Origin of the sequence: Sphingomonas sp. UNC305MFCol5.2, from assembly GCF_000712135.1 — a bacterium.
Classification (GTDB): Bacteria; Pseudomonadota; Alphaproteobacteria; order Sphingomonadales; family Sphingomonadaceae; genus Sphingomonas.
Map to the genome: position 1 here is coordinate 422,885 of NZ_JOOE01000003.1, position 19,977 is coordinate 442,861.

17 protein-coding genes are annotated in these 19,977 nt (G+C 65.4%); 5 read left to right on the plus strand and 12 right to left on the minus strand.

The window, feature by feature from the left end; all coding sequences use genetic code 11:
- Positions 1–11: 11 nt before the first annotated feature.
- Entirely contained in the window at positions 12–1,325 is a 1,314-nt protein-coding gene (locus tag BR78_RS0113735) for a Gfo/Idh/MocA family protein (RefSeq protein ID WP_029936761.1), read from the minus strand.
- A gap of 14 nt (positions 1,326–1,339) precedes the next feature.
- Complete coding sequence (locus BR78_RS0113740; RefSeq protein ID WP_231478262.1) at positions 1,340–2,737, minus strand: 3-keto-disaccharide hydrolase; 1,398 nt, start codon at positions 2,735–2,737, stop codon at positions 1,340–1,342.
- A 424-nt stretch (positions 2,738–3,161) separates the two neighbouring features.
- Here BR78_RS0113740 and BR78_RS0113745 point away from each other — a divergent pair, with 424 nt between their 5' ends.
- Entirely contained in the window at positions 3,162–6,227 is a 3,066-nt protein-coding gene (locus BR78_RS0113745; protein ID WP_197021376.1) for a TonB-dependent receptor, read from the plus strand.
- 89 nt (positions 6,228–6,316) lie between these two features.
- Here BR78_RS0113745 and dapF read toward each other — a convergent pair whose 3' ends face one another.
- Complete coding sequence (dapF, locus tag BR78_RS0113750; protein WP_029936764.1) at positions 6,317–7,234, minus strand: diaminopimelate epimerase; 918 nt, start codon at positions 7,232–7,234, stop codon at positions 6,317–6,319.
- 40 nt (positions 7,235–7,274) lie between these two features.
- Positions 7,275–7,946, minus strand: coding sequence for a glutathione S-transferase family protein (locus BR78_RS0113755; protein ID WP_029936765.1), 672 nt, complete (start codon positions 7,944–7,946; stop codon positions 7,275–7,277).
- A gap of 101 nt (positions 7,947–8,047) precedes the next feature.
- Between BR78_RS0113755 and BR78_RS0113760 the strand changes: the two genes are divergently transcribed.
- Complete coding sequence (locus BR78_RS0113760; RefSeq protein ID WP_051683340.1) at positions 8,048–10,579, plus strand: DUF2339 domain-containing protein; 2,532 nt, start codon at positions 8,048–8,050, stop codon at positions 10,577–10,579.
- A gap of 4 nt (positions 10,580–10,583) precedes the next feature.
- Here the strand turns inward: BR78_RS0113760 and BR78_RS0113765 are convergent, their stop codons facing one another.
- Positions 10,584–11,060, minus strand: a complete 477-nt coding sequence (locus BR78_RS0113765) for a DUF6456 domain-containing protein (RefSeq protein ID WP_029936767.1) — start codon at positions 11,058–11,060, stop codon at positions 10,584–10,586.
- Positions 11,061–11,151: 91 nt separating this feature from the next.
- On the opposite strand from BR78_RS0113765, the gene BR78_RS0113770 reads away from it, so the two are divergent.
- From BR78_RS0113770 to BR78_RS21375, 3 genes are all read left to right on the plus strand, one after another.
- Positions 11,152–11,715 carry a helix-turn-helix domain-containing protein gene (locus BR78_RS0113770; protein WP_029936768.1) on the plus strand — a complete coding sequence of 188 codons (564 nt, stop codon included), beginning with the start codon at positions 11,152–11,154 and terminating at the stop codon, positions 11,713–11,715.
- Between the two features lie 83 nt (positions 11,716–11,798).
- Positions 11,799–12,161 (plus strand): hypothetical protein, encoded by a 363-nt coding sequence (locus BR78_RS0113775; RefSeq protein ID WP_029936769.1) that lies wholly within the window; start codon positions 11,799–11,801, stop codon positions 12,159–12,161.
- 20 nt (positions 12,162–12,181) lie between these two features.
- Positions 12,182–12,769, plus strand: coding sequence for a winged helix-turn-helix transcriptional regulator (locus BR78_RS21375; RefSeq protein WP_231478263.1), 588 nt, complete (start codon positions 12,182–12,184; stop codon positions 12,767–12,769).
- Positions 12,770–12,780: 11 nt separating this feature from the next.
- Here BR78_RS21375 and BR78_RS0113785 read toward each other — a convergent pair whose 3' ends face one another.
- The 7 genes from BR78_RS0113785 to BR78_RS22185 are packed head-to-tail and all read right to left on the minus strand — an operon-like array spanning position 12,781 to position 19,880.
- The gene (locus BR78_RS0113785) at positions 12,781–13,638 is read right to left on the minus strand and encodes an alpha/beta hydrolase (protein WP_051683341.1); all 858 of its coding nucleotides are present in this window, start codon (positions 13,636–13,638) and stop codon (positions 12,781–12,783) included.
- A gap of 35 nt (positions 13,639–13,673) precedes the next feature.
- On the minus strand, positions 13,674–14,264 hold the full coding sequence (locus BR78_RS0113790; RefSeq protein WP_081855781.1) for an outer membrane beta-barrel protein: 591 nt from the start codon (positions 14,262–14,264) through the stop codon (positions 13,674–13,676).
- 18 nt (positions 14,265–14,282) lie between these two features.
- Complete coding sequence (locus BR78_RS0113795; protein ID WP_029936772.1) at positions 14,283–15,497, minus strand: beta-ketoacyl-[acyl-carrier-protein] synthase family protein; 1,215 nt, start codon at positions 15,495–15,497, stop codon at positions 14,283–14,285.
- Positions 15,494–15,769, minus strand: a complete 276-nt coding sequence (locus BR78_RS21765; protein ID WP_025560847.1) for an acyl carrier protein — start codon at positions 15,767–15,769, stop codon at positions 15,494–15,496. The genes BR78_RS0113795 and BR78_RS21765 overlap by 4 nt, the downstream gene beginning before the upstream one ends.
- A 12-nt stretch (positions 15,770–15,781) precedes the next feature.
- Entirely contained in the window at positions 15,782–17,896 is a 2,115-nt protein-coding gene (locus BR78_RS0113805; protein WP_029936774.1) for a peptidase domain-containing ABC transporter, read from the minus strand.
- The gene (locus tag BR78_RS0113810; RefSeq protein ID WP_331280251.1) at positions 17,893–19,182 is read right to left on the minus strand and encodes an HlyD family secretion protein; all 1,290 of its coding nucleotides are present in this window, start codon (positions 19,180–19,182) and stop codon (positions 17,893–17,895) included. The genes BR78_RS0113805 and BR78_RS0113810 overlap by 4 nt, the downstream gene beginning before the upstream one ends.
- Positions 19,125–19,880 (minus strand): LpxL/LpxP family acyltransferase, encoded by a 756-nt coding sequence (locus BR78_RS22185; RefSeq protein ID WP_231478264.1) that lies wholly within the window; start codon positions 19,878–19,880, stop codon positions 19,125–19,127. The genes BR78_RS0113810 and BR78_RS22185 overlap by 58 nt, the downstream gene beginning before the upstream one ends.
- Between the last annotated feature and the right edge of the window lie 97 nt (positions 19,881–19,977).

Sequence of the window (19,977 nt, forward strand, 5' to 3'; positions counted from 1 at the left end):
CGCGGCGAGCGTCAGGCCTTCACCTCCCAGCCAGGTTCATAATCGGCCGACCACAATTTCATCCCCTCGGGGCTCGACGGCCTGCCGCTCGCTTCGTCCAGGGTCAGCACCGCGCCGGTACGATAGGCGATGTTTCCCAGATGACAGAGCGTCGTGCTGATATGCCCTTCGCGGATCGGCGAGGCGAGCGCTTTCGCCCGGCCGCGGATCACGTCGACCAGATTGCCGGCATGATAGACGTCGAGTGCGCCCTCGCCGACCGTCCCGGTGGTTTCGGAGCTGGCCGCCGCGACGACCTTCCGGATCGGCTTGCCCGCCAGATCGAACAGCTCGAACCCGTTGCGATCGACGATCGCCGACCCTTTGGTGCCCAGGAACAGCACGCCGCGGCCGCGGCCATAGCGCTCGATGCCGTTGCAGCTGTTCCCGTCCCACCGGATCGTGCGGCCGTCGGCATAGACGAGGTCGAGCGCGAGCGTGTCGTACATTTCCCAGTCGTCGCCGCGATAGAATCGCCTCGCTCCGCGCGCCGAGACGGTCTTGGGATAAGTGAGGCCCATCAGCCAGCGCGCCACGTCGAGCTCGTGCATCGCGTTGTTGCAGGTCTCGCCGGTCCCGTACTTCCAGAACCAGTGCCAGTTATAGGGCACGAGGTTCGAGCGGTAAGGCCCGCGCGGGCGTGGCCCCTGCCACAGATCCCAGTCGAGATGCGCCGGCGGGGCGATCTCCTGTCCGTGGCCGATCGAGACGCGGTTGTTCGCGTACCAGGTCTGCGCCTCGTACACTTCGCCCAGTTCCCCGGCGCGGATGAGGTCGGCGAGCTGGCGCGTTTCCTGGCTCGATCGCTGCTGGTTGCCCACCTGCAGATTGCGCTTCGTGCGCGCCTGCACGGCGATGAGCGCTTCGCCCTCGGCCGGCACCATCCCGATCGGCTTCTCCAGATAGACGTGCTTGCCGGCGTCCATCGCATCGATCGCCAGCTTGGCATGCCAATGGTCCGGCGTGGCGACGGTCACCACGTCGATCGACTTGCTCTCGAGCATCCGGCGATAGTCGTGCACCGTCTCCGGCGCGGGATTTCCCTTGGCGGTGAATTCGCCCGCGCGCTTCGCCAATATCTGCGAATCGACGTCGACCAGATGCGTGACGGCGACGTTCGGCAGCTTGGTGAACGCGCTCATATGCGCCTGCCCGCGCCCGTTCACGCCGACCACCGCCACGCGCAGGCGATCGTTGGCGCCCCTGATCTGCGCATAGCTCCGCGCGCTGATCCCCAGGCCCAATGTCGCGCCCGCGCCCTTGATCATCGTCCGCCGGTCCAGCATCGATTCCGGTCCCTTCACAATTCGCGCAGCTTGATCGAGCGGAAATCGACGTGGTTGCCATGGTCCTGCAACAGGATCGGACCCGCTTCCCCTTCGCCGAAATTCGGCCATTTCGCATATTTGCTCTCAGCGACCAGCGCACGGAATTCGGGCGATCCCCGCTCGTACTCGACCACCTTGAAGCCGTTCAGCCAATGTTCGACATGCCGGCCGCGCACGACGATGACGGCGCGGTTCCATTCGCCGGGCGGGTTGAACCTTTTGTTCGGGCTGTCCGGATCGGACAGGTTGCGCGCAGTGATCAGATCGTAGAGCGAACCGAGCGTGCGATTGCCGTCGCGGCCCATCTTGGCATCGGGATGGCGCGCATCGTCGAGCAGCTGGAACTCCAGCCCGATCGCCGAACCTTCGCCCTTCAGCAAATTCGGGTCGACGAAATATTTGATCCCGCTATTGGCGCCGGGCGTCAGCCGGAAATCGACCGACAGCTCGAAATTCCGATAGTCGCGCGTCGTGATGATGTCGCCGCCATTGGTCGATTCGGCTCCGTTCGCGCCGTCGACCGACAGGATCCCGTCGCGGATCGACCAGCCCTTCTTGGGAAAGTCCGCCGCCTTGGCGCTGCGCCAGCCGCTGGTCGTCTTGCCGTCCCACAGCAATTTCCAGCCGGCGCGCCGCTCGGCGTCGGTCAGCCGGTTGGCCAGCCAGCCCTGCTGCTCCAGCGGCGTCGCCCGCGATGCGAAGCGGGCCGGCGCGTCGGTGACGATCCGGACGTTGCGGAAACGCACTTCGGGCTGCCGGCTCGCCTCCGCGTCGGAAATGGCGTGGACCTGGAAGGCGATGAAGCCGCGCGCATCGGTATCGTCGGCGATGTCCGCCGCCGGCACGCCGTTGATGAAGGTGCGCAGGCGATTGCCGATCGCCTCGACCCGATAGTGATTCCAGTCGCCGGAACGGAAGGCGCGCCGCGCGGCCTCGTTGCGGCCGAGCGTGTAGAGCCACTGGCGGCGCTGCTCGTCATAGATGCCCGCGCTCCAGCCGCGCGGCGACGGATCGATCTCGGCCTGATAGCCGTGGACGACGCCGTCCCGATAATCGGGCCGGCTCTGGCCCCGGATCATCACGCCGGAATTGAGCACCTGATCGGTCCTGGCGTCGAATTCGAGGATGAAGTCGCCATATTGCGCGTCGGAGACCAGCCAGCTGTTCGCCTTCCCCGGCGCGGCACGCCCGACGAGCTCGCCGTTCGCCACTTCGAACCCAGCCTTGCCACCGGCCGTGTGCCAGCCCGCGAGACCTGCGCGCGGCGTTATGTCACGCCATTGCGACGGGCTTTGCGCTGCCGCCGGAACCGGTATCATGCTCAGGAGCGGCGCCGCAGCCACGGCCAGAAACGCGATTCCCCGGGCCATGCTGCTCTCCCTCATTCGCTTGCGAGAGCGGGCCACTCTCGCATGGCGTTATCGCCGTTATCACCGCAATTTGCGGCCTGTTCTGCCCCATCAGTAATTTGTGGCCTGACCACGTGCAATAGGTTGTCAGACATTTTTATCGGGGAGCGGATCCACAGCAGCGGACGCCTGCCGACACTGGGGAAATGCTCTCGCGGTCGATACTAGAATTCGGCTTCTATCCATTTTGTGGGACTTTATCTCAAATACAGAGATTGTCCGCAGCGGCACTTTGGTCATGCCACATCAACGGCAACTGTCAGACCACTATTGTCATATATAATTGGCGATGATACCTCCGGCCCGCCGACGAGAAAGACAAAAGTCGATTGTCGGCAGCGCATCGGCGATCGCCGGAGCGTCTGGGCCTATTGGGAGAGGCGATGTGAACTGCAACCGGCGCAACAAGCGTGGACTGCTGATTTCGACGAGTTTCATTGGGCTGGCGCTGGCGTCGCCCGCCTTGGGCCAAACGGCCGGGCAGGAGCCGGCGCCCGCCACCGGCCAAACCGAGAGCGCCGCCAGTCCATCCGCACCGCAGGGCGATGCCGCTCCGCAGGCCGAGGATATCGTCGTCCAGGGCTTCCGCGCATCGCTGGACAGCGCATTGAACGTGAAGCGGCAGGAAACCGCCGCGGTCGACAGCATCGTCGCCGAGGACATCGGCAAGTTTCCCGATTCCAACCTCGCCGAATCCATGCAGCGGGTTCCCGGCGTGGCGCTGTCGCGCGGCGACGGCGGCGAAGGCCGCAACATCTCGGTCCGCGGGCTCGGCGCGCAATTCACGCGCGTGCGCATCAACGGGATGGAGGGCGTCTCGCAGGTGACCGGGACCGACATCCGCGGCGGCGTGAGTACGTCGCGCTCCTTCGACTTCATCACCTTCCCGACCGAAATCTTCTCGTCGCTGACGGTGCGCAAGACGACTTCCGCCGACGTGGAGGAAGGATCGCTCGGCGCGACGGTGGACCTGCGCGCGCCCAAGCCGTTCGACCAGAAGAAGGACTTCGTCTTCTCCGCCACTGCGCGCGGCATCTACAACGACATCAGCAAGAAGGCGGACCCACGCCTGTCGGCATTGGTGTCGAAGAAGTTCGGCGACACGTTCGGCGTGCTCGGCAGCATCGCTTATTCGCGGCGGCATATCGAGGAATATGCCTATTCGGCGGTCGATATCCTGCCGACCTATGTCGCCGGCCAGTCGCAGTCGGTGCTGTTGCCGGGCCAGACGACGCCGACGTCGATCATCTTCCCGTTCTGCACCCCGATCGGCTACACCTATCAGGGCGTCGCCGTCACCAGCCCCGGCCCGAACAACACGGTCGGCAACCCGGGCGTTTCGGTCGGCGCCGACGCGAACAATTGCAGCACCGGCAATCCGCGCACCAGCACCAAGGCAGCGTACGACTATGTCATGAGCCGCACCGGCGTATCGGGGCGGCCCGGCGGCGGCGTGTTCCTTCCGCGCCTGCCCCGCCCGGTGAAGTCGAGCCAGGAGCAGGAGCGCATCGCCGGATCGCTGACGCTGCAATGGAAGCCGACCGACGACACCGACATTTCCCTCGACGGCCTCTACGCGCGGTTCAAGGTCGATCGCCTCGACACGATGCTGGACGCGCGATCGATGGGGCGCACCTTGTCGAACGGCGGCCAGCCGATGATGTCGATCAAGGAGATCGAGGTCGATGACAATGGATCGCTGATCCACGGCTTGTGGGACGGCGTCGACCTGCGTTCGGAAATGCAGAACGACAAGTTCACTTCCACCTTCCGTCAGGTCAATTTCAACTTCGATCATCGCTTCAGCGACAGCTTCCGTGCCTACGGTCTCGCCGGCATTTCCGATTCGGTGCTGCAGGACAACAAGCTGCAGGTGGCGATCGACGCCAACGACACCGACAATTTCTCGATCGACTTCCGCGACAACCCCGATATTCCGAAGCTGAGCTACGGCGTCGATCCGACCGATCCGACGCTCTTCTCGTTCGGGCCGCCGCGGCCGGATGGCAACCAGCGCGGCCAGATATCGTATTTCGACCGCCGCAATAAGATCGTCAGCAAGACGTTCGAGCTCAATACCGAATGGACGGCGACGCCCGGCTTCACCGTGCAGACCGGCGGCCAATATCGCACGGGCACCTATACCCAGCGCCAGTTCGACCTGGCACCGGTCTATCGCCTGCCACAGATCCTGCCTGCGGGCGTTTCGCTCAGCGACCTGACGTTCACCACCACGGGAGTGAACAAGAATCTCGGCGGCAACATGCAGGATTTCGCCGCGATCGACCCGGACAAGTTCCGCGCGGCGGTCAACTTCGACAGCTATCCTTTGTGCGGCATCGAATGCGGCAGCGCCTATGGCCGGGTCGAGGAGAAATACAAATCAGGCTATCTGATGGTGAAGTTCACCACCGAGGATACGCTGCCGTTCACGGTCCGCGGCGACGCCGGCGTCCGTTACGTCCATACCCAGTTGAACACGGAGGGCACGATCCCCGTCAACGCGCCGGCCGGATCGCAATATCCGACGCTCGGCGTGATAACCCCCGTCGCGCGCACCTATGAAGACTGGCTGCCGTCGGTCAACGTCGCGATCGACCTGGCTTCGAACCTGATCGGCCGCGTGTCCGTGGCGCGGGTGATGTCGCGCCCCTCCTACGGCCAGCTGATCCCGAGCGCGAGCGTCAATGCCGTCATCCGTACCGGATCGGCCAGCAATCCGTTCCTCGATCCGATCCGCGCCAACACTTTCGACGCGGCGCTCGAATGGTATTTCGCGCCCGGCTCGCTGCTGTCGGTCGCCTATTTCCACAAGAACATCGAGACCTACATCCAGAACACGAACCAGCTGGTGCCGTTCAGCGACCTCAATCTGCCGCTCTCGTTGCTCTCCGGCAGCACCGCGAGCCCGTCCGAACTGTTCAATTTCTCGCGCAGCAACAACACGCCCGGCGGCCCGCTGAGTGGAATCGAAGTGAACGTGCAATTGCCCTTCCGCTTCCTCCCGGGCTTCCTCAGCAACTTCGGCGCGCTGGCCAATTTCACGCGGGTACGGTCGAACATCAACTATATCCTGCAGACCAACCCCGTCACCGGCCAGCCGACCTTGGCGGTGACTGCCCCGCTCGTAGGCCTGTCGCCGGAGACGGCCAGCGGCACGGTCTATTATGAAGATGATCGCTTCAGCATCCGCTCGACCGTCAATTATCGTTCGGGGTATCTCACCGGCATTCCCGGCCCGGTCGACAGCGACGCCAACGGCGCGGCAAGCTCGATCTTCGTCGATGCCTCGGCCTCGTACAACATCAACAAGAACATCAAGCTCATCGCCGAAGTGCAGAATATCACGAACGAGCGGAACCGGCTCTACACCGATACGACGCGGCAGGACCCGCTATACACGGCCTATTTCGGCCGCACCTTCGCGCTGGCGCTGAACCTCCAGTTCTGACGCCATCGCGAGGCCGGCCCTTCCGACCGTCGGTTCGTGTCCGGCCGCCCGTCAGGCCAGGCTGGTCACGCGCCGCGAGCGTGGCCAGCTCAGGCCAGTGCCTTCACCGCCGCGTCCCACGCCTGCGCCTCGCCTTCGCGGCGATTGTGCACCACCGGCGCTCCGGCAGTCGCGGTCGCCGGATCCACTTCGATGCTCGCGTCGTAGAGGAAGGTCGCATTGCCGCTGATCGTCACCATGCGATCGGCGCCGGCGCGCCCGCGCACCAGCCCGCCCTTGTTGAACACGCGCACATCGGCATCGAACGGCACACGGCCGGTCAATGCCGCCGACAATATCGAGGCCGCCATCGCGCTGCCGCAGCTGTCGGTGAGCCCGACGCCGCGCTCGAAGGTCCGCACGAACAGGTCGGGCCCGCGCTGCTCGACGAACGAGACGTTGGCGCGTCCCGGGATCAGCGCCGGACCGCTCTCGCACCATTGGCCGAGCGCCACCAGCTCGACCTCGTCGATCGCGTCCACGAACGTCACCAGATGCGGGTTGGGCATCGCCACTGCAGTGAAGGCGCGATCGCTCGGCAATTGATCCAGCGCGCCGCGGATGCCGACATCGGCTAGCGCGATCGAGGCCGGCCCCACCTGGGTACGAACCGTCGCCACGCCCGGGGCCAGCCCCGCCTCGCGCGCGACGCTCGCCGAGCTGGTCTTGAGCTTCACTTCCGCCGCATCGATCCCGAACGCCTCGAACCCCGCACGCGCCACGCAGCGCAGTCCGTTGAGGCACGTCTCCGCCTCGGACCCGTCCGAATTGAACATCCGCATCCCAAAGGCGTGGCTGTCGTCACCGGCAGTCAGCAGCAGCAATCCGTCGCCGCCCACCGGACCGTTCCGATCGGCGAGCGCGCGCGCCACGCCCGCCCATTCCGCGTCGCTCAGATCGAGCGCGCGCGCGTCGACAAGGGGAAAGTCGTTCCCCGATCCATGGCATTTGACGAAGGCGAGCCGCATACCGCCCATTTAGGGTGCGGCATGCGGCATGGCTACTCCCTCACGCGGCCTGTTGCGCGCCTACCGGCCCGCCCATCGCGGTCACCAGCGCCTGATCCTTGCCGATGGTCTCGGCGAAACTCGGCCGCGCGAGGATCGCCTCGACATAGCCCGCCGTACGCGGATGCCGCTTGGGATCGACCTTCACGCCGATGCACCCCAAAGTCGCGAACGGGCTCGCCACGGCGATGTCGGCCAGCGTGATCCGGTCCTCGACGAGGAAGCCGCTCGCCGGGATCACGTTCTCCAGATAGTCGAACAGCGGGGGCAGCAGGTCGCGCTCGGCGCAATCCGCGGCCTCGTGATCGCATTCCTGCTTGAGCACGCGTGGCCGGACGAAGCGATTGCCGAAGATGGCAGTGCCCGCCGCCATGATCATCGTGTCCGCCAGCTCGTCGTACCAGATCGTCCGGGCCCGGGCCCGCGGCTCGCGCGGAATCAGGTTCGGCTCGGGATATTTGGCGTCCAGATACGCGACGATCGCGGACGAATCCGAGATCAGGAAATCCTCGTCCTTGAAGCCGGGTATCTTGCCGAACGGGCTGGCCGCCTGGAAATCGGGACCACCGCGGCCCAACCCGGCCGGCTGAAGTTCGAGCTCCAGCCCTTTTTCCGCCCCGAACACCATGCATTTGCGTACATAAGGCGAAAGTGTCGAACCAAATACGATCATCGGACATTCCCCTCCATCATGCTGCGAAACCGGCACTCCGGACCCGGGGGAACACCTGATACGCCACGACAGCGCGAATCCGCTGTGCCAAGGAGAAGCCGTTGACAGTCTTCCTGTTCCTGCTCGTCCCTGGCGTCGCCGTGGCCTTCTTCGTGGTCCTGCGGCGCCTGACGATATTGGAACAGGAGTTGCGCCGCGTCGAGTCACTCGTGACGGGGATAGAGGAGCGCGAGTCCCGTTTCGCCGCACCTGCCGCGCCGCCCCTCGCGGAGGCCGGTGTCGAAACCGTTCCCGATGCGGTCGAGCGCGCCACCGCCCGGATCGCCGCCGCCGCGCAGCGGCCGCCGGCGCAGGCGGCGCGTACCGCACCGCCGCCCCGCCCTGCGCCGCCTGCGCTCAATCTCGAATCGCTGATCGGCGGTCGCCTGCCCATCTGGATCGGCGGCGCGGCGCTGGTCCTCGCCGGCTTCTTTCTCGTGCGCTATTCGATCGAGAGCGGGCTGCTCGGTCCCGCCGTACGCACTGCGATCGCCGCCTTGTTCGGCCTGGTGCTGATCGCCGCCAGTGAGGCCGCGCGACGGTTCCCTGCAACGGCCGAGGATCCGCGCGTCGCGCAGGTGCTCGCCGGCGCCGGCGTCGCGAGCCTGTACGGCACGCTCTACATGGCGGCCGCGCTCTACCATCTGATCGCGCCGCTCACTGCCTTCGTCGCCGTCGTCCTCGTCACCGCCGCGGCGATGGGGCTGGCCCTGCGCCACGGCCCGCCCACCGCGGTGATGGCGCTGATCGGCGGCTTCGTCGCGCCTTTGGTGGCCGGGTTCGACGCCGCGGGCATCGGGCCGCTGCTCGTCTATCTCGCTTTGTTCATCGCCGCCTTGTTCGGGCTGGCGATCCATCGCGGCTGGGGCTGGCTCGCGCTCGCCGCCAGCATCGCCGGGTTCGGCTGGATCAACTTCCTCATCGCCGCGCTGCACGGGCGTGACCAGGATCTATCTGCTGTCGGCGCCTTCACTATGTTGCTCGCCGCCTGCGCCAGCGCTGCCTTGCCCGCCACCGGAACGCGCAATCCCTGGCTGCGGCTCGCCCCGCTCGTCGCCGGCTTCGTCCAGTTGCTCGCGCTCGCGCCCTCGCTCGAATTCAGCGCGCTCGCCTGGAGCTTCTATCTGGTCCTCGCCGCCGCGGCCTTGTTCCTGTCGTGGCGCCAATCGCTTTATCTGCCCGCCGCGTTCGCAGCGCTCGGGTTCTTGCTGGTGCTCGAGGGGCTCGCCTTGCTTCAGCCCGAACGCAGCGCGACGCCGCTCGCCGCGATCGTCGCGACTCTGTTGTTCGCGGTGCCCGGCCATCTGCTCGCGAACCGGGACCGCGGCTGGGCCGCGCTCGCGCTCGGCGGCACCGCGGGACCACTACTCGTCGCGCATGGCTGCGCGCCGTCGCTGTTCGCACCGGTCGGATGGGGTACGCTCGAATTGCTCGCCGCCATCGCCTGTGCGCACATGGCGTGGCGGCGCAAGAGCGAGAAGGACGATATCGTCCTCACCGCCGCCAGCCTGCTCGCCGGCTTGCTCGCGGCGCTGGGGCTTGCGCAGTTCGTGCCGGATGCGTGGCTCGGGCTCCCACTCACCCTCGTGCTGGTAGGCCTCGCCGGCTGGGCGCGCGCCGCGCGTGCACCTGCATTGTTCGCGCTTCCGGCACTGCCCTATCTCGCCGCCTTGCTCGCCGGCATAGTGCCGCTGATGGGATTGGCCGATCTGATCTCGGCATCTCTGGGCGGCGATCGCTTGCCGTTGCTCCGCATCCCGGCATTGCCCGACCTGTTCCGCACGCTCGCGTTGCCGACCATCGCCCTGCTCGCGATCCTGCTCGATGCGCGCCAGCTCGGCCGCGCGCGCCGCTTCGTCGGCAGCGTCGCGATCGGCGTCGGCATCCTGCTGCTCTATGTGCTCGCCAAGCAGCCGCTGGCGATCGCCACGCCGGAACGCTTCGTGGCGATCGGCTTCGTCGAGCGCGCGCTGCTGACACAGGCCTGCCTCGCCGCGGGATGGTATCTGCTCCGCAGCCGCCGCTTTCCTTCGCTCGCGATGATCCTGCTGGGCCTCGGGCTGCTGCGCCTCGCCTGGTTCGACCTGCTGATCTTCAATCCCGCGATCGAGGCGCAGGCGGTAGGCGCTATCCCGCTGTTCAACGCCGCGGTGCTCCACGCCGCGCTCGCCGCCTTCTGGCTGTGGACGCTGTCCGACAAGCAGCCGTGGCGCACGGGCGCCGCCCTGCTGACCATCGTCGCAGCGCTCGCTCTGGTCCGTCAGGCGACGCATGGCAGCCTGCTCACCGGGCCGGTCACCACACTCGAGAATGGCGGCTATTCGGCCGCCTTGCTCGGCGTCGCATTGTTCTGGCTGTGGCGTGGCATCACCGCCGAAGTCCATGATCTCCGCATCGCCGGGCTCGCCTTGCTGACCCTGGTCACGTTCAAGGTCTTCCTTGTCGATGCCGCCGCGCTCGACGGGGTGCTGCGCATCCTGTCCTTCCTAGCACTCGGGGTCGCGCTGATCGGGATAAGCTGGGCCTATAGCCGCTTTCTCGCGCGCCCAGCGCCGTCCGACGAAGCAGCACCGCAAGCGGTGGCCGAGGGCTGAGCCGTCACGGAAGCCGATAGTGATCGGCGACTCGATCGAGCGCGAAACCGAGCACCAGCTTGCCGGCGCGGCTCGGCCAGCCGAGCGATTTCTCCGCCGCGGCCAATCCCTCGCCCGCACACACCACGCGCCACAGCACATCCGAAAGTCCCGGGCCGGCCGCCGTCACCGCTTCGGTGAAACGCCGCTTCGCCGCGATCTGCGCGAGTGTCGGATCCAGCGCTTCGGGAGGACCGCGTCGCCCGCCGGCACGCGGGCTCGCATCCCAGCGCATCGTCACGCGCGGCCCCAGAGCGGCAGTCTCGTAATCGGCGCGCAGCCGCTCGCCCGCCTCGAATTGCCGCGCGTCGATGCGGCCGCGCGACCGCAGCCATGTCAGCGGCGATTCGGCGAGATTCACTGTCACCCGCCGGCCCGTCCGCCGCGCCGCGACGCTCGCGACGCCCAAGCCGTCGATATTCCGCTCTGCCAGCTTGCGCATTTCGATCTCCTTTTGTTCCGATTCGTTTCTCTTGCCACGGAGTCCTGTTTGTAGGAAAGAGAAAAAACCAAATCGGTTAGGAGTTGCGCAGATGATCACGGCAATCCGCGAGGTGCGGCGCGCCAAGGGACTTACCTTGGAAGAAGTCGCCCGGCGCTGCGTCCCGCCCACCACCGCGCAGACGATCGGCCGGCTCGAAACCGGTACGCGAACCGTCTCGGTCGGCTGGCTCAATCGCATCGCCGACGCGCTCGGAGTGGATTCGGCAGATCTGGTCCGCCTGCCCGATCGTCCCGAGATCGCCGTCGCCGCGGTGCTCGACGGCAGCGGCGCGCAGGCGCCGCGCCGCGCCGCATCGGTGGTGCCGCCGCGCGGCGAGGCGGGGATGGTCGCAGTCACCGTCGGCGGAGGCATCGGCGATTATCGTGCGGGCGACGAGATCTGGTGCGATCGGCTGGCGCCGGAGGCCTATACCCGCGCGCTCAACCGCGACGTGCTCGTGCCCCGTCCCGCGGGACGCTTCCTGTTCGGCCGGCTGATCGGGCGCGAAGGCGACAAGCTCCACTTGCTGCCCCTGGGCGCCGGCGCGCGCCAGCAGGTGGTCTCCGATCCGCCATGGATCGCCTGTGCGGTGCGGCTCGTCCGCGCGCTCTAGAGAGCACCGCTTCCCCCTTGCCGAGCGCCCCGCAGAGGCGCACTCTGCGGAGCAGAAAAGGGCAAATGCAGGAGGGGACTGCGATGATCAAAACAGCGATGACGATCGCCGCCGCGATGACGTTCGCCGCGCCGGCGCTGGCCGAGGATTGGGACTTCGTCCTCGTCAACAACACCGGCAAGCCGATCAAGAGCGTCGAGATCTCGGCCGGCGGCGCGGGCACCTGGGTCGCCAACAAGGTCGATCCCGAGATGAAGCGCGAAGGCGTAACCGGGCCGGGCAAACGGATGACCGTGCATTTCGACAAGGGCTCCGGCTGCAAATACGACATCAAGGCGACCTTCGCCGACGATACCAGCGCGGTCTGGTCGGGTATCAACGTCTGCGACAACGCCTATGTCACGGTGAACTACGCCAACGGCACGCCGACCTACAAAGCGAGCTGAGCCTTCGCGATCGGCGGGAAGTGGCCGTTGGCGAAGCGGCGGCGATCACGCGATTTTCAGCGGCTTGCCCGGATGGGATCGGAACTGCCTCGACGCCCCGGTCCGGCGTGAAAACCAAAGCTCAACGGCCCGACGAGCGTCCCACCCGCCGCCAAGAGCACGGGAAGCGATGGCGACGCGCGTGGCAGCCGTCCTTGCCTGAACGCCGGCATCGCGCGTTTCGAGTAGGCGCCGGTCCGATCGAGGATCCGCTCGAGAACGTCGAAGGACGCTGGACATTGCAGATACTGCTTCGTCTCGGCGCGGGCGAGCATCGCTTCTCGGATCCGAGGGCGGCGATTCCCCGGATCAGCACCAATATATTGACCGACCGGCTTCGCGCTCTGGAAAGCGGGGAGCTCGTCGAGCAGCACCATCTACAGCCGCCGCATGCCAGCCAGGTCTATCTGCTCGCCCGATCTGGCCACCGGCCTGAGGCCGGCACTGGACGCCCTTGCGCGCTGGCGTGCGGAAACGCGCAATGCGTCCCTTCAAAACGCTGGTCGATCAGGCGCCCCGAACATGGCGCAATCACGATGAAGCTGAAGGAAACCGCGCGTGGGGTCTGAAGGGAAGACGATCACTGCGGATCGGCAGGCTTTGGCGGAGAGGGCAAGGACGAAGATGCCGGTTCTTTTCGGAAAATTGCGAAAGTTCGCGCTTTTGCTTCCGCAATCAGCGGGTTGAACTCGCCTTTCCCCGCAGCGAATATCGCTGGAAGGATAGCCGCAATCAGCGCCAAGTCGGGGCGATGGTCCTGCTTGTCCAGAACGAGCAATAGCGAATCCAAGGGTGTCGCCTCGAGCAGCTGCCGCGCCTGAGCGAAAGAAACGACGTCATCGTTTCGACCGTAGATCAGCACGATCGGCGTGGTGAGCCGGCGTGCGGTATCTAAATTGGAATATCGATCGGCGAGGAAGCCCCGCAGCAATTTGGGCGCGACGGAGCGAAGGTCAGGGAAGGCGCCGAGCGCAATTATGCCGTCCGCAGGCACTTCCGCGGCGACATTCATGGCCACGGCGGCGCCGAGCGAATGGCCAACGAGATATACTTTCCCTTCCGGATGCAGGCCCCGCGCCAGCGTAATAAACGCGAGGCCGTCGCGGGTGAGTCCCGCCTCATCCGGCGAGCCTGGATTGCCCCCATAGCCCCGATAGGAAGCGATCAGCAGCGGATAGCCGGCGAGGGCGAATGGTTCGGCATAATGTGCGGCATCCATCTGATCGCCGGACCGGCCCTGGAAGAAGAGCAGGAGCGGCAGCTCGGCACGCCCTCTCCAGTAAAGTCCCTTCAGCACCAGACCGTCGGAGGTCCGCACGGTCTTTGGTTCGGGCGCCTGTTCCTGCCACGCCTTCGGTGCAGGCGGATGGCTGCGCGGCGCATATAATTGCGCGCGCGCGCCATGTGCGCAGCCGAACACCAGCATGATCGCCAGCATTGCCGGCATCCACGACCGCCCCGGCATACTCCGCGTCAAAATCGCACGAGCAGGCCGAGCATGGCCTGATTGCGCGTGCCATCGAGATGCTGGAACGATGCGCGCAACGCCGTATTCTCGCCGGTCCGAAACTCGGCGCCGCCGGTCAGGACGAAGCTTTGGTTCCACGCGTCAAATTCAGCGGTGCCCGGCGGAACGTCGAGGTTGTAGCGATGCCCGCCATAACCGCCGCCGGCATAGAGCAGCAATTCCGGGGTGGCGGCGTAGCCCAGTCGCGCGACGGCGCTATATCCCCAGCGCGGCTTGATGGCAAAGCGTTGGCCTCCGGCGATCGTCGATGGCGTGCTGCCGCCAAACTGTACCGCACCTTCCACACCCGCGATCATCCGGCCGCCGACCGCCACGTCATAGCCCGCAAACAGGGCGCCTCCGACACCCCATTTGGTTACGTTGCGGTCGATGGAGCCGTGCGGACCAGTCTCCGTCACAATAAAGTGATGATCGGTCGCGCCCGCCTCCGCACCCAAGTGAGGCCCACTGAACTGCTCGGCGTCATCCGAACCCTGCGCCTGGCATTCGACTGCGGGCACAAGCAATATGGCGGCGAACGGCATTAAAAAGCGCATCGTCTTTCCCCCTGTGAATTACGCGGCATCGGCATGCCGCACCAGAATCGAGGCATTGAGGCCGCCGAAGGCGAATGAATTGGAGATCATGTGCGCCAGTGTCGCACTGCGCCCGAAATTGGGGACGCAGTCGATCGGGCAGTCGGGATCGCGCGTGAGAAAATTGGCGGTTGGCGGGATGAATTGCGCGCCAAGTGCACTCAGTGTCACTGCCAATTCCAGCGCGGCCGACGCGCCGAGTGCATGGCCGAGCGTTGACTTGGTGGCAGTGACCGGCAGCGTCGTGGCGCGGTCCCCGAATACTTCCGCGATTGCCTCGCATTCGGAGCGATCATTGGCTTGAGTGCCGGTGCCGTGTGCGTTGATCGCGTCGACTGCGCTCGCCGCCAGTTCGGCGTCAGCGAGCGCTAACCGCATGGCGCGCGCCATACCTCCTGCGTCTGGCGAGGTGATCGAACCGGCGTCCGAGCAGGCCCCGAAGCCGATGATTTCTCCCAATACCGTGGCGCCGCGGGCCAGTGCGGCGTCACGCTCTTCGAGCATTAGCATTGCCGCGCCTTCCGCCAGAACGAGACCGCCGCGTTCGCGAGAGAAGGGGCGACAGGTGTCCTCGGCGACGATATGAAGGGCCTGCCAGGCTGCGAGGCATCCCGGCGCGAGGCACGCCTCGCTGCCGCCGGTTATTGCCGCATCCGCCAAGCCGGTGCGAACAAGCTGAAATGCCTGACCGATCGCATGAGCGGCAGAAGCGCAGGCACTGGCGACGGTGTAAACGACGCCCTTGATACCGTGCTCGATTGCGATCTGGCTCGCCACCGCACTGAACATGCTGCGCGGCACAGTAAGCGGATGAAGGCGCGGACTGCCGCTCGTATATAGTTTCCGCGATGCCTCTTCCTGTGTGACCTGGCTGCCCGCGCCCGTACCGACGACGCAAGCAAAGCGCTCCGGAACGATGTCGTCCGGCGCGACGCGGGCTGCCAGCAGCGCCTCCCGGGACGCGGCGAGGGCATATTGTGCGACTGGATCGAGCATCGCGAGCCGCTCGCGCGTGAACCGACCTGCGGGATCGAAGTCGCGGACCTGGCCGACCGGGCGCGTAAAACCGGAAAGCTCAGGCTGCGTCGGAGGAGCGAAGCGCGATTCGCCAGCGGCAACGGCGCGCCAGGTCTCGGTCATGCTGTTGCCAAGACAACTGACCGCACCCATGCCTGTGACGACGACTCGCTTCAAGCCGCGCGACCCTTTGCCGCTTGCGCGGCGACCACCATCGCGATCAGGTCGCCGACGGTGCCTTCCTGTCCTTGGTCCCGCGCGAAATCATTGATGTTGAATGGCAGCTCGACGTTGAACCTTTCCTCGATCTCGAAAATCACTTCGACCAGGCTGAGCGAATCGAGCGCCAAGGCCGATAGCTGCGTGTCGGGCGTGACCACGATTTCCTCACCGATCGAGCGCGCAAGAACCTCAGCGATAATCGAATACGCTTGCTCGACTTCAGGCATCGTTCTTCCCCCCTATGCCGCCATGGTTCCCGTTCCGCCGCTCGGCACAAGTCGGCCGCCCACAAGTTCGTAAACCGTTGCGCAGCGTGCGATTACGCGCGGATCGTGAGTAGCAATGAGCTTGGTCGCGGGAATCTCCGCGAGCCGCAGCAACAGCATGTCGACCGTCTCGGAGTCGAGGTTCGAAGTGACTTCGTCGAGCAGCAGCAGCGAGGCGTCGCGATAGAGCGCCCGGGCGAGCATCAGACGGCGGCGCTGCCCGCTCGACAGGACGCCATTCTCCTCGCTCACCATCGTCTCGGCGCAGCGCGGAAGGGCGTTGACCACTTCGTCGAGGCTGCTCAGACGCAGCGCATCATCCACGCGGGCCATGTCGGGCGCCGGTGAGAAGCAGGTGACATTCTCGATCACCGTGCCGCGAAGCAACTTGTCCGAGCCGAGCAGCAGGCCGATATTGTCGCGATAGGGCGCCAGTCCCCAAGCAGCGAGTGGAATGCCGTCGACCAGATGCTGGCCCTCACTCGGGGAGTACAGCCCCGCGAGTAGCTTGAGCAATGTGGTCTTTCCCGACCCCGAAGCGCCGACGATGGCGATCATCGACATGTCGCGCAGCGGAATCGTCAGAGAGAGATCGGAGAGGATCGGCTTGTCGGCGAAGCCAGCGCGAAAAGTGACGCCGGAGAGCGTCACCGAGGTACGGATGCGACGATCCATTGCCCGGCCGGCCGCCTCGACATTCTGTTCGAGAAAGTCGCTCAGACGGCCCATGTTGTTGGCCAGCATCGCGACGTCGTTCATCACCTTCACCAGCTTGTCGATCCGGTCGAAAAACATCCCGCGATAGGTGAAGAAGGCATAGAGCATGCCCACCGTCACCGATTGCGTGAGTACCGCGAGCACACCGAAATAAAGCACCAACGCGGTGCCGAGCGCAGTCACGATTTCGACGAGCAGCACCGCGTTGGCTTCGATCAGCCCTACGCGGAAGCCGGCATTGACCGCGCGCACGAGGCTGTCGTTCCAACGGGCATTGGTATTGACAGTGGCGTTGGCGGTCTTGAGTGCGGCGGCGGCGCGCAGATTGTCGATCAGCCGCGAACGCTCCTCGGACTTGGCCCTTAATGCCACCGCGCCTTCGCGCCGCATGGCCGGGTAGAGCAGCAGACGGATAGCAATTACGGCGAGGAAAACTGCGGTCACCATCGCCGCAAGCGAAGGGATATAGAGGAACATCAAGATGCCGCAGAGTATCAGCATGGCGCCGTCAACGATCGCGTCCACCAGCGAATTGGTGACGACTGAACGGACCTGCTCGATCGAATCGAGCCGCGTCGCAACGTCGCCGGGATGGCGTGATTCGAAATAGCGTAAGGGCAGACGAAAGATGTGCCCGACTGCGTTGCGAGTTAGCTGCGCGAAAAAGGCACTGCCGGCATTGGCGACGATGCGCCTCTGCATCCATTCGGCAAGGCCGGCAGTTGCCGAGACGAAGAAGATCGCGATCGCCAGGATCTGAAGCAGATTGAAATCGCTTTTGGGTACCACCGAATCGATCGCAACCTGCACGATCGCCGGCAGCGCCAGCGACAACAGACTGCCGGTGAGCGCGACTGTTACGACCTGCATGACCGAAGTGCGCAGGCCATAGGTCAGCCGCAGGATTTTCGAGAGGGTGTAGCGCTTCTCCTGAACGATCTCGGCGAATGAATCGCTGGGCTGGAGTTCGAGCAGAGCCCCCGAGAAATGGCGTTCAAATTCGGCGGTACCGTAGGTGCGTACGCCGCCGGCGGGATCGTGGATGGTGTAGCGCCCGTACCGGATCGACTCCAGCACAACGAAATGGTTCCTGTCCCAGTGCAGGATCGCGGGGCGCCGGACCAGCGCCAGTTCGTCGAGCGTATCGACGTGGAGCCCGCGGCACGCAAAATTGAGTTGCCCCGCCACGCGCGAGACATTGGCAAGGTTCAGCCCTTGGCGCGTAGTGGGAAAGGCGTTGCGAAGATAGTTGAGATCCAGCCGGTGGCCGTGCCATTGGGCGACCATCACGAGGCAGGCGAGGCCGCACTCGCCGTCTGCGTCCTGCATCACCATCGGCAGGCGCCGCTTGAAGGCAGCCAGCGGGTTCATGAAATTTGCCCCCGCATTGAATAAAGCGGCTCAAGCAACCAGTCGATCAGACGGCGCCTCTCGAGTGTGACTTCGGCTGTCAACGCCATGCCGATCTTGAGCGGACGAGCTTGGCCGTAGGCGTTGACATAAGGAGCATCGGGGTGGACCTCGACGCGAAAGCGCCGGCCTTGCGCCTTTTCATTCGCCGGCTCGTCGGGATCGAGCGAAACCTGCTGGACCGCGCTCACCGTTCCGTAGCGGATGCCGAATGCCTGGTAGGGGAAGGCATCGTATTTGAGGACGACGCGCTGGCCCGGTTCGATGAAGCCGATCGCGGCGGACGGCGCGTCCAGCGACACCACCAGCTCGGATCCGGGCCGGGCGAGTGCGAAGAGGCGATCTCCCGCCTCGATCCGTTGCCCCGGACGCACTGAACTGGCGCGGATCTCGCCCGACGCGGGCGCAATGATCCGCACGAACTCCTGCGATTCGAGATCGTGGATCTGGGTGTCGATCTGAAGCCGCTGGTTGCGCAGGTCGAGCAGTCCCTGCCGCAGCGCGCGCTCCTCGGCGTGCATCGAAGCCAGCCGGTCGGCCCGCTCGCGCCTGATCTCTGCATTGCGCAAGTCGGAACTCGCCATCGCCTGATCGATTTGAAGGATGGTGCTGCGTAACTGGTCAAGTGTCGTCTCGGTGACAAAGCCGCTGTCCGCGAGCGTGCTGAGCGCGCGGAGCCGACGCTCGGCAATCTGACGTTGTCCCTGGACCGCGCGGAGGTTCCGCGCGATCGAGTGCAGCGAAGTTTCGGATGTGGCATTCAGGTCTGCCAGCTGCCCCTGCCACTCGCGGAGCGAGCGCTCGAGATCGGCGGTTTGCAGGTCCATGTTGGCGCGCATTCGCTGCAGTCGCCCGATCGTCATCACCGCGGTGTCACCTGAGCTCGCGACAATGCGCGGGACCTGGACTATTGCGAGGAGCTGACCAGCCTGTATGCGATCGCCCAGTTTCGCCTTGAGTTCGACGACCGTGCCTGCGCGCTCGCTGGCGACCGTCGTGAAGCCGTCGCGCGCGACGATTTCGCCGCGCACCGTCTCGCGACGGCTGTAGCTGCCGAGCAGCGCGATTGCCAGGCCGCTGAGGAGGATCGTGCCGAACAGGGCCGTGACCAGCCAATGCACCACCGGTTGCGCAAGCAGCACCGGCGAGTCCATGTCGTCGCCGCCACGCGGGTTGGCGGGGCGCCGGATCAAGCTCGTGCATCCGCAGGGGCATAGAACTCCTCGAGCCGGTCCCACAAATGCCATTGTGCTGGGCTGGCGATGACGGCGCGGCTGAGAAATCGCGCGATCAGCCCTGCGGTATGGTTGCGCGATACGGCGTCGCAAGCGGCGACATCGATCATGCCCTCGACAAGGATCGTATCGCGGACGCCATCGCAGCGCGTCCGCAGCAGCAGGATCGGCGCGCGGCATAGCGCGGCCAGATCCGATACGCCCATCGCCAACCGGCCAGGTCGCCATAGAATATCGGCCTCGACCGAACGGCCATATTGCTGTGGCAGGTCGACCAGCGTAATCAACACTGCGCCGCGACGGACCGCACGAAGCAATTCGATGAACTCATCTTGCCTGTCGATGAAAAATATTCGGAGAGTAACGCCGAGAGCGTCGAGCCGCTCAAGCGATTGGTGTTCTTCGGGAGTGGCCTGCTTGCTTCTAACGAGAATGATCTCGCGCCCCCGAAAATAGCGCTCGGCCAGCCAGGCGATCGACGCAGAATAAGGACCCATATGGGGTAGCGCGACAATTACCGCCGGAAGGCCAGCCGCCAGTTCGATCGTCTCCGGATCGGAAGAGACGACATAGTCGGCATCGCGCAGCAATCCTGGAAGCGGGCGCGACGCCAGTGCGCACCACTCCATCGCGAACAGCAGGTCGTGGAAATAGGACAGCCGCACCACGCGATAGGCAGCGCGTAACGGCATATGAAGAACGGTGGCCACGCGCGTGACTTCACGCAAGCTGGGCTTGAACCGCCCGAATGTGCATCCGGCCACGAACCAGCCACGCAATAGCCGGCGCCGCATGCGAATTGGCAGC

Bases quoted from the DNA above. Each gene is read 5' to 3' on its own strand.
- BR78_RS0113735 (WP_029936761.1), bottom strand. From the start codon at position 1,325: ATGCTGGACCGGCGGACGATGATCAAGGGCGCGGGCGCGACATTGGGC.
- BR78_RS0113740 (WP_231478262.1), bottom strand. From the start codon at position 2,737: ATGGCCCGGGGAATCGCGTTTCTGGCCGTGGCTGCGGCGCCGCTCCTG.
- dapF (WP_029936764.1), bottom strand. From the start codon at position 7,234: ATGCGGCTCGCCTTCGTCAAATGCCATGGATCGGGGAACGACTTTCCC.
- BR78_RS0113755 (WP_029936765.1), bottom strand. From the start codon at position 7,946: ATGATCGTATTTGGTTCGACACTTTCGCCTTATGTACGCAAATGCATG.
- BR78_RS0113765 (WP_029936767.1), bottom strand. From the start codon at position 11,060: ATGCGCAAGCTGGCAGAGCGGAATATCGACGGCTTGGGCGTCGCGAGC.
- BR78_RS0113770 (WP_029936768.1), top strand. From the start codon at position 11,152: ATGATCACGGCAATCCGCGAGGTGCGGCGCGCCAAGGGACTTACCTTG.
- BR78_RS0113775 (WP_029936769.1), top strand. From the start codon at position 11,799: ATGATCAAAACAGCGATGACGATCGCCGCCGCGATGACGTTCGCCGCG.
- BR78_RS0113785 (WP_051683341.1), bottom strand. From the start codon at position 13,638: ATGCTGGCGATCATGCTGGTGTTCGGCTGCGCACATGGCGCGCGCGCG.
- BR78_RS0113790 (WP_081855781.1), bottom strand. From the start codon at position 14,264: ATGCGCTTTTTAATGCCGTTCGCCGCCATATTGCTTGTGCCCGCAGTC.
- BR78_RS21765 (WP_025560847.1), bottom strand. From the start codon at position 15,769: ATGCCTGAAGTCGAGCAAGCGTATTCGATTATCGCTGAGGTTCTTGCG.
- BR78_RS0113805 (WP_029936774.1), bottom strand. From the start codon at position 17,896: ATGAACCCGCTGGCTGCCTTCAAGCGGCGCCTGCCGATGGTGATGCAG.
- BR78_RS0113810 (WP_331280251.1), bottom strand. From the start codon at position 19,182: ATGGCATTTGTGGGACCGGCTCGAGGAGTTCTATGCCCCTGCGGATGC.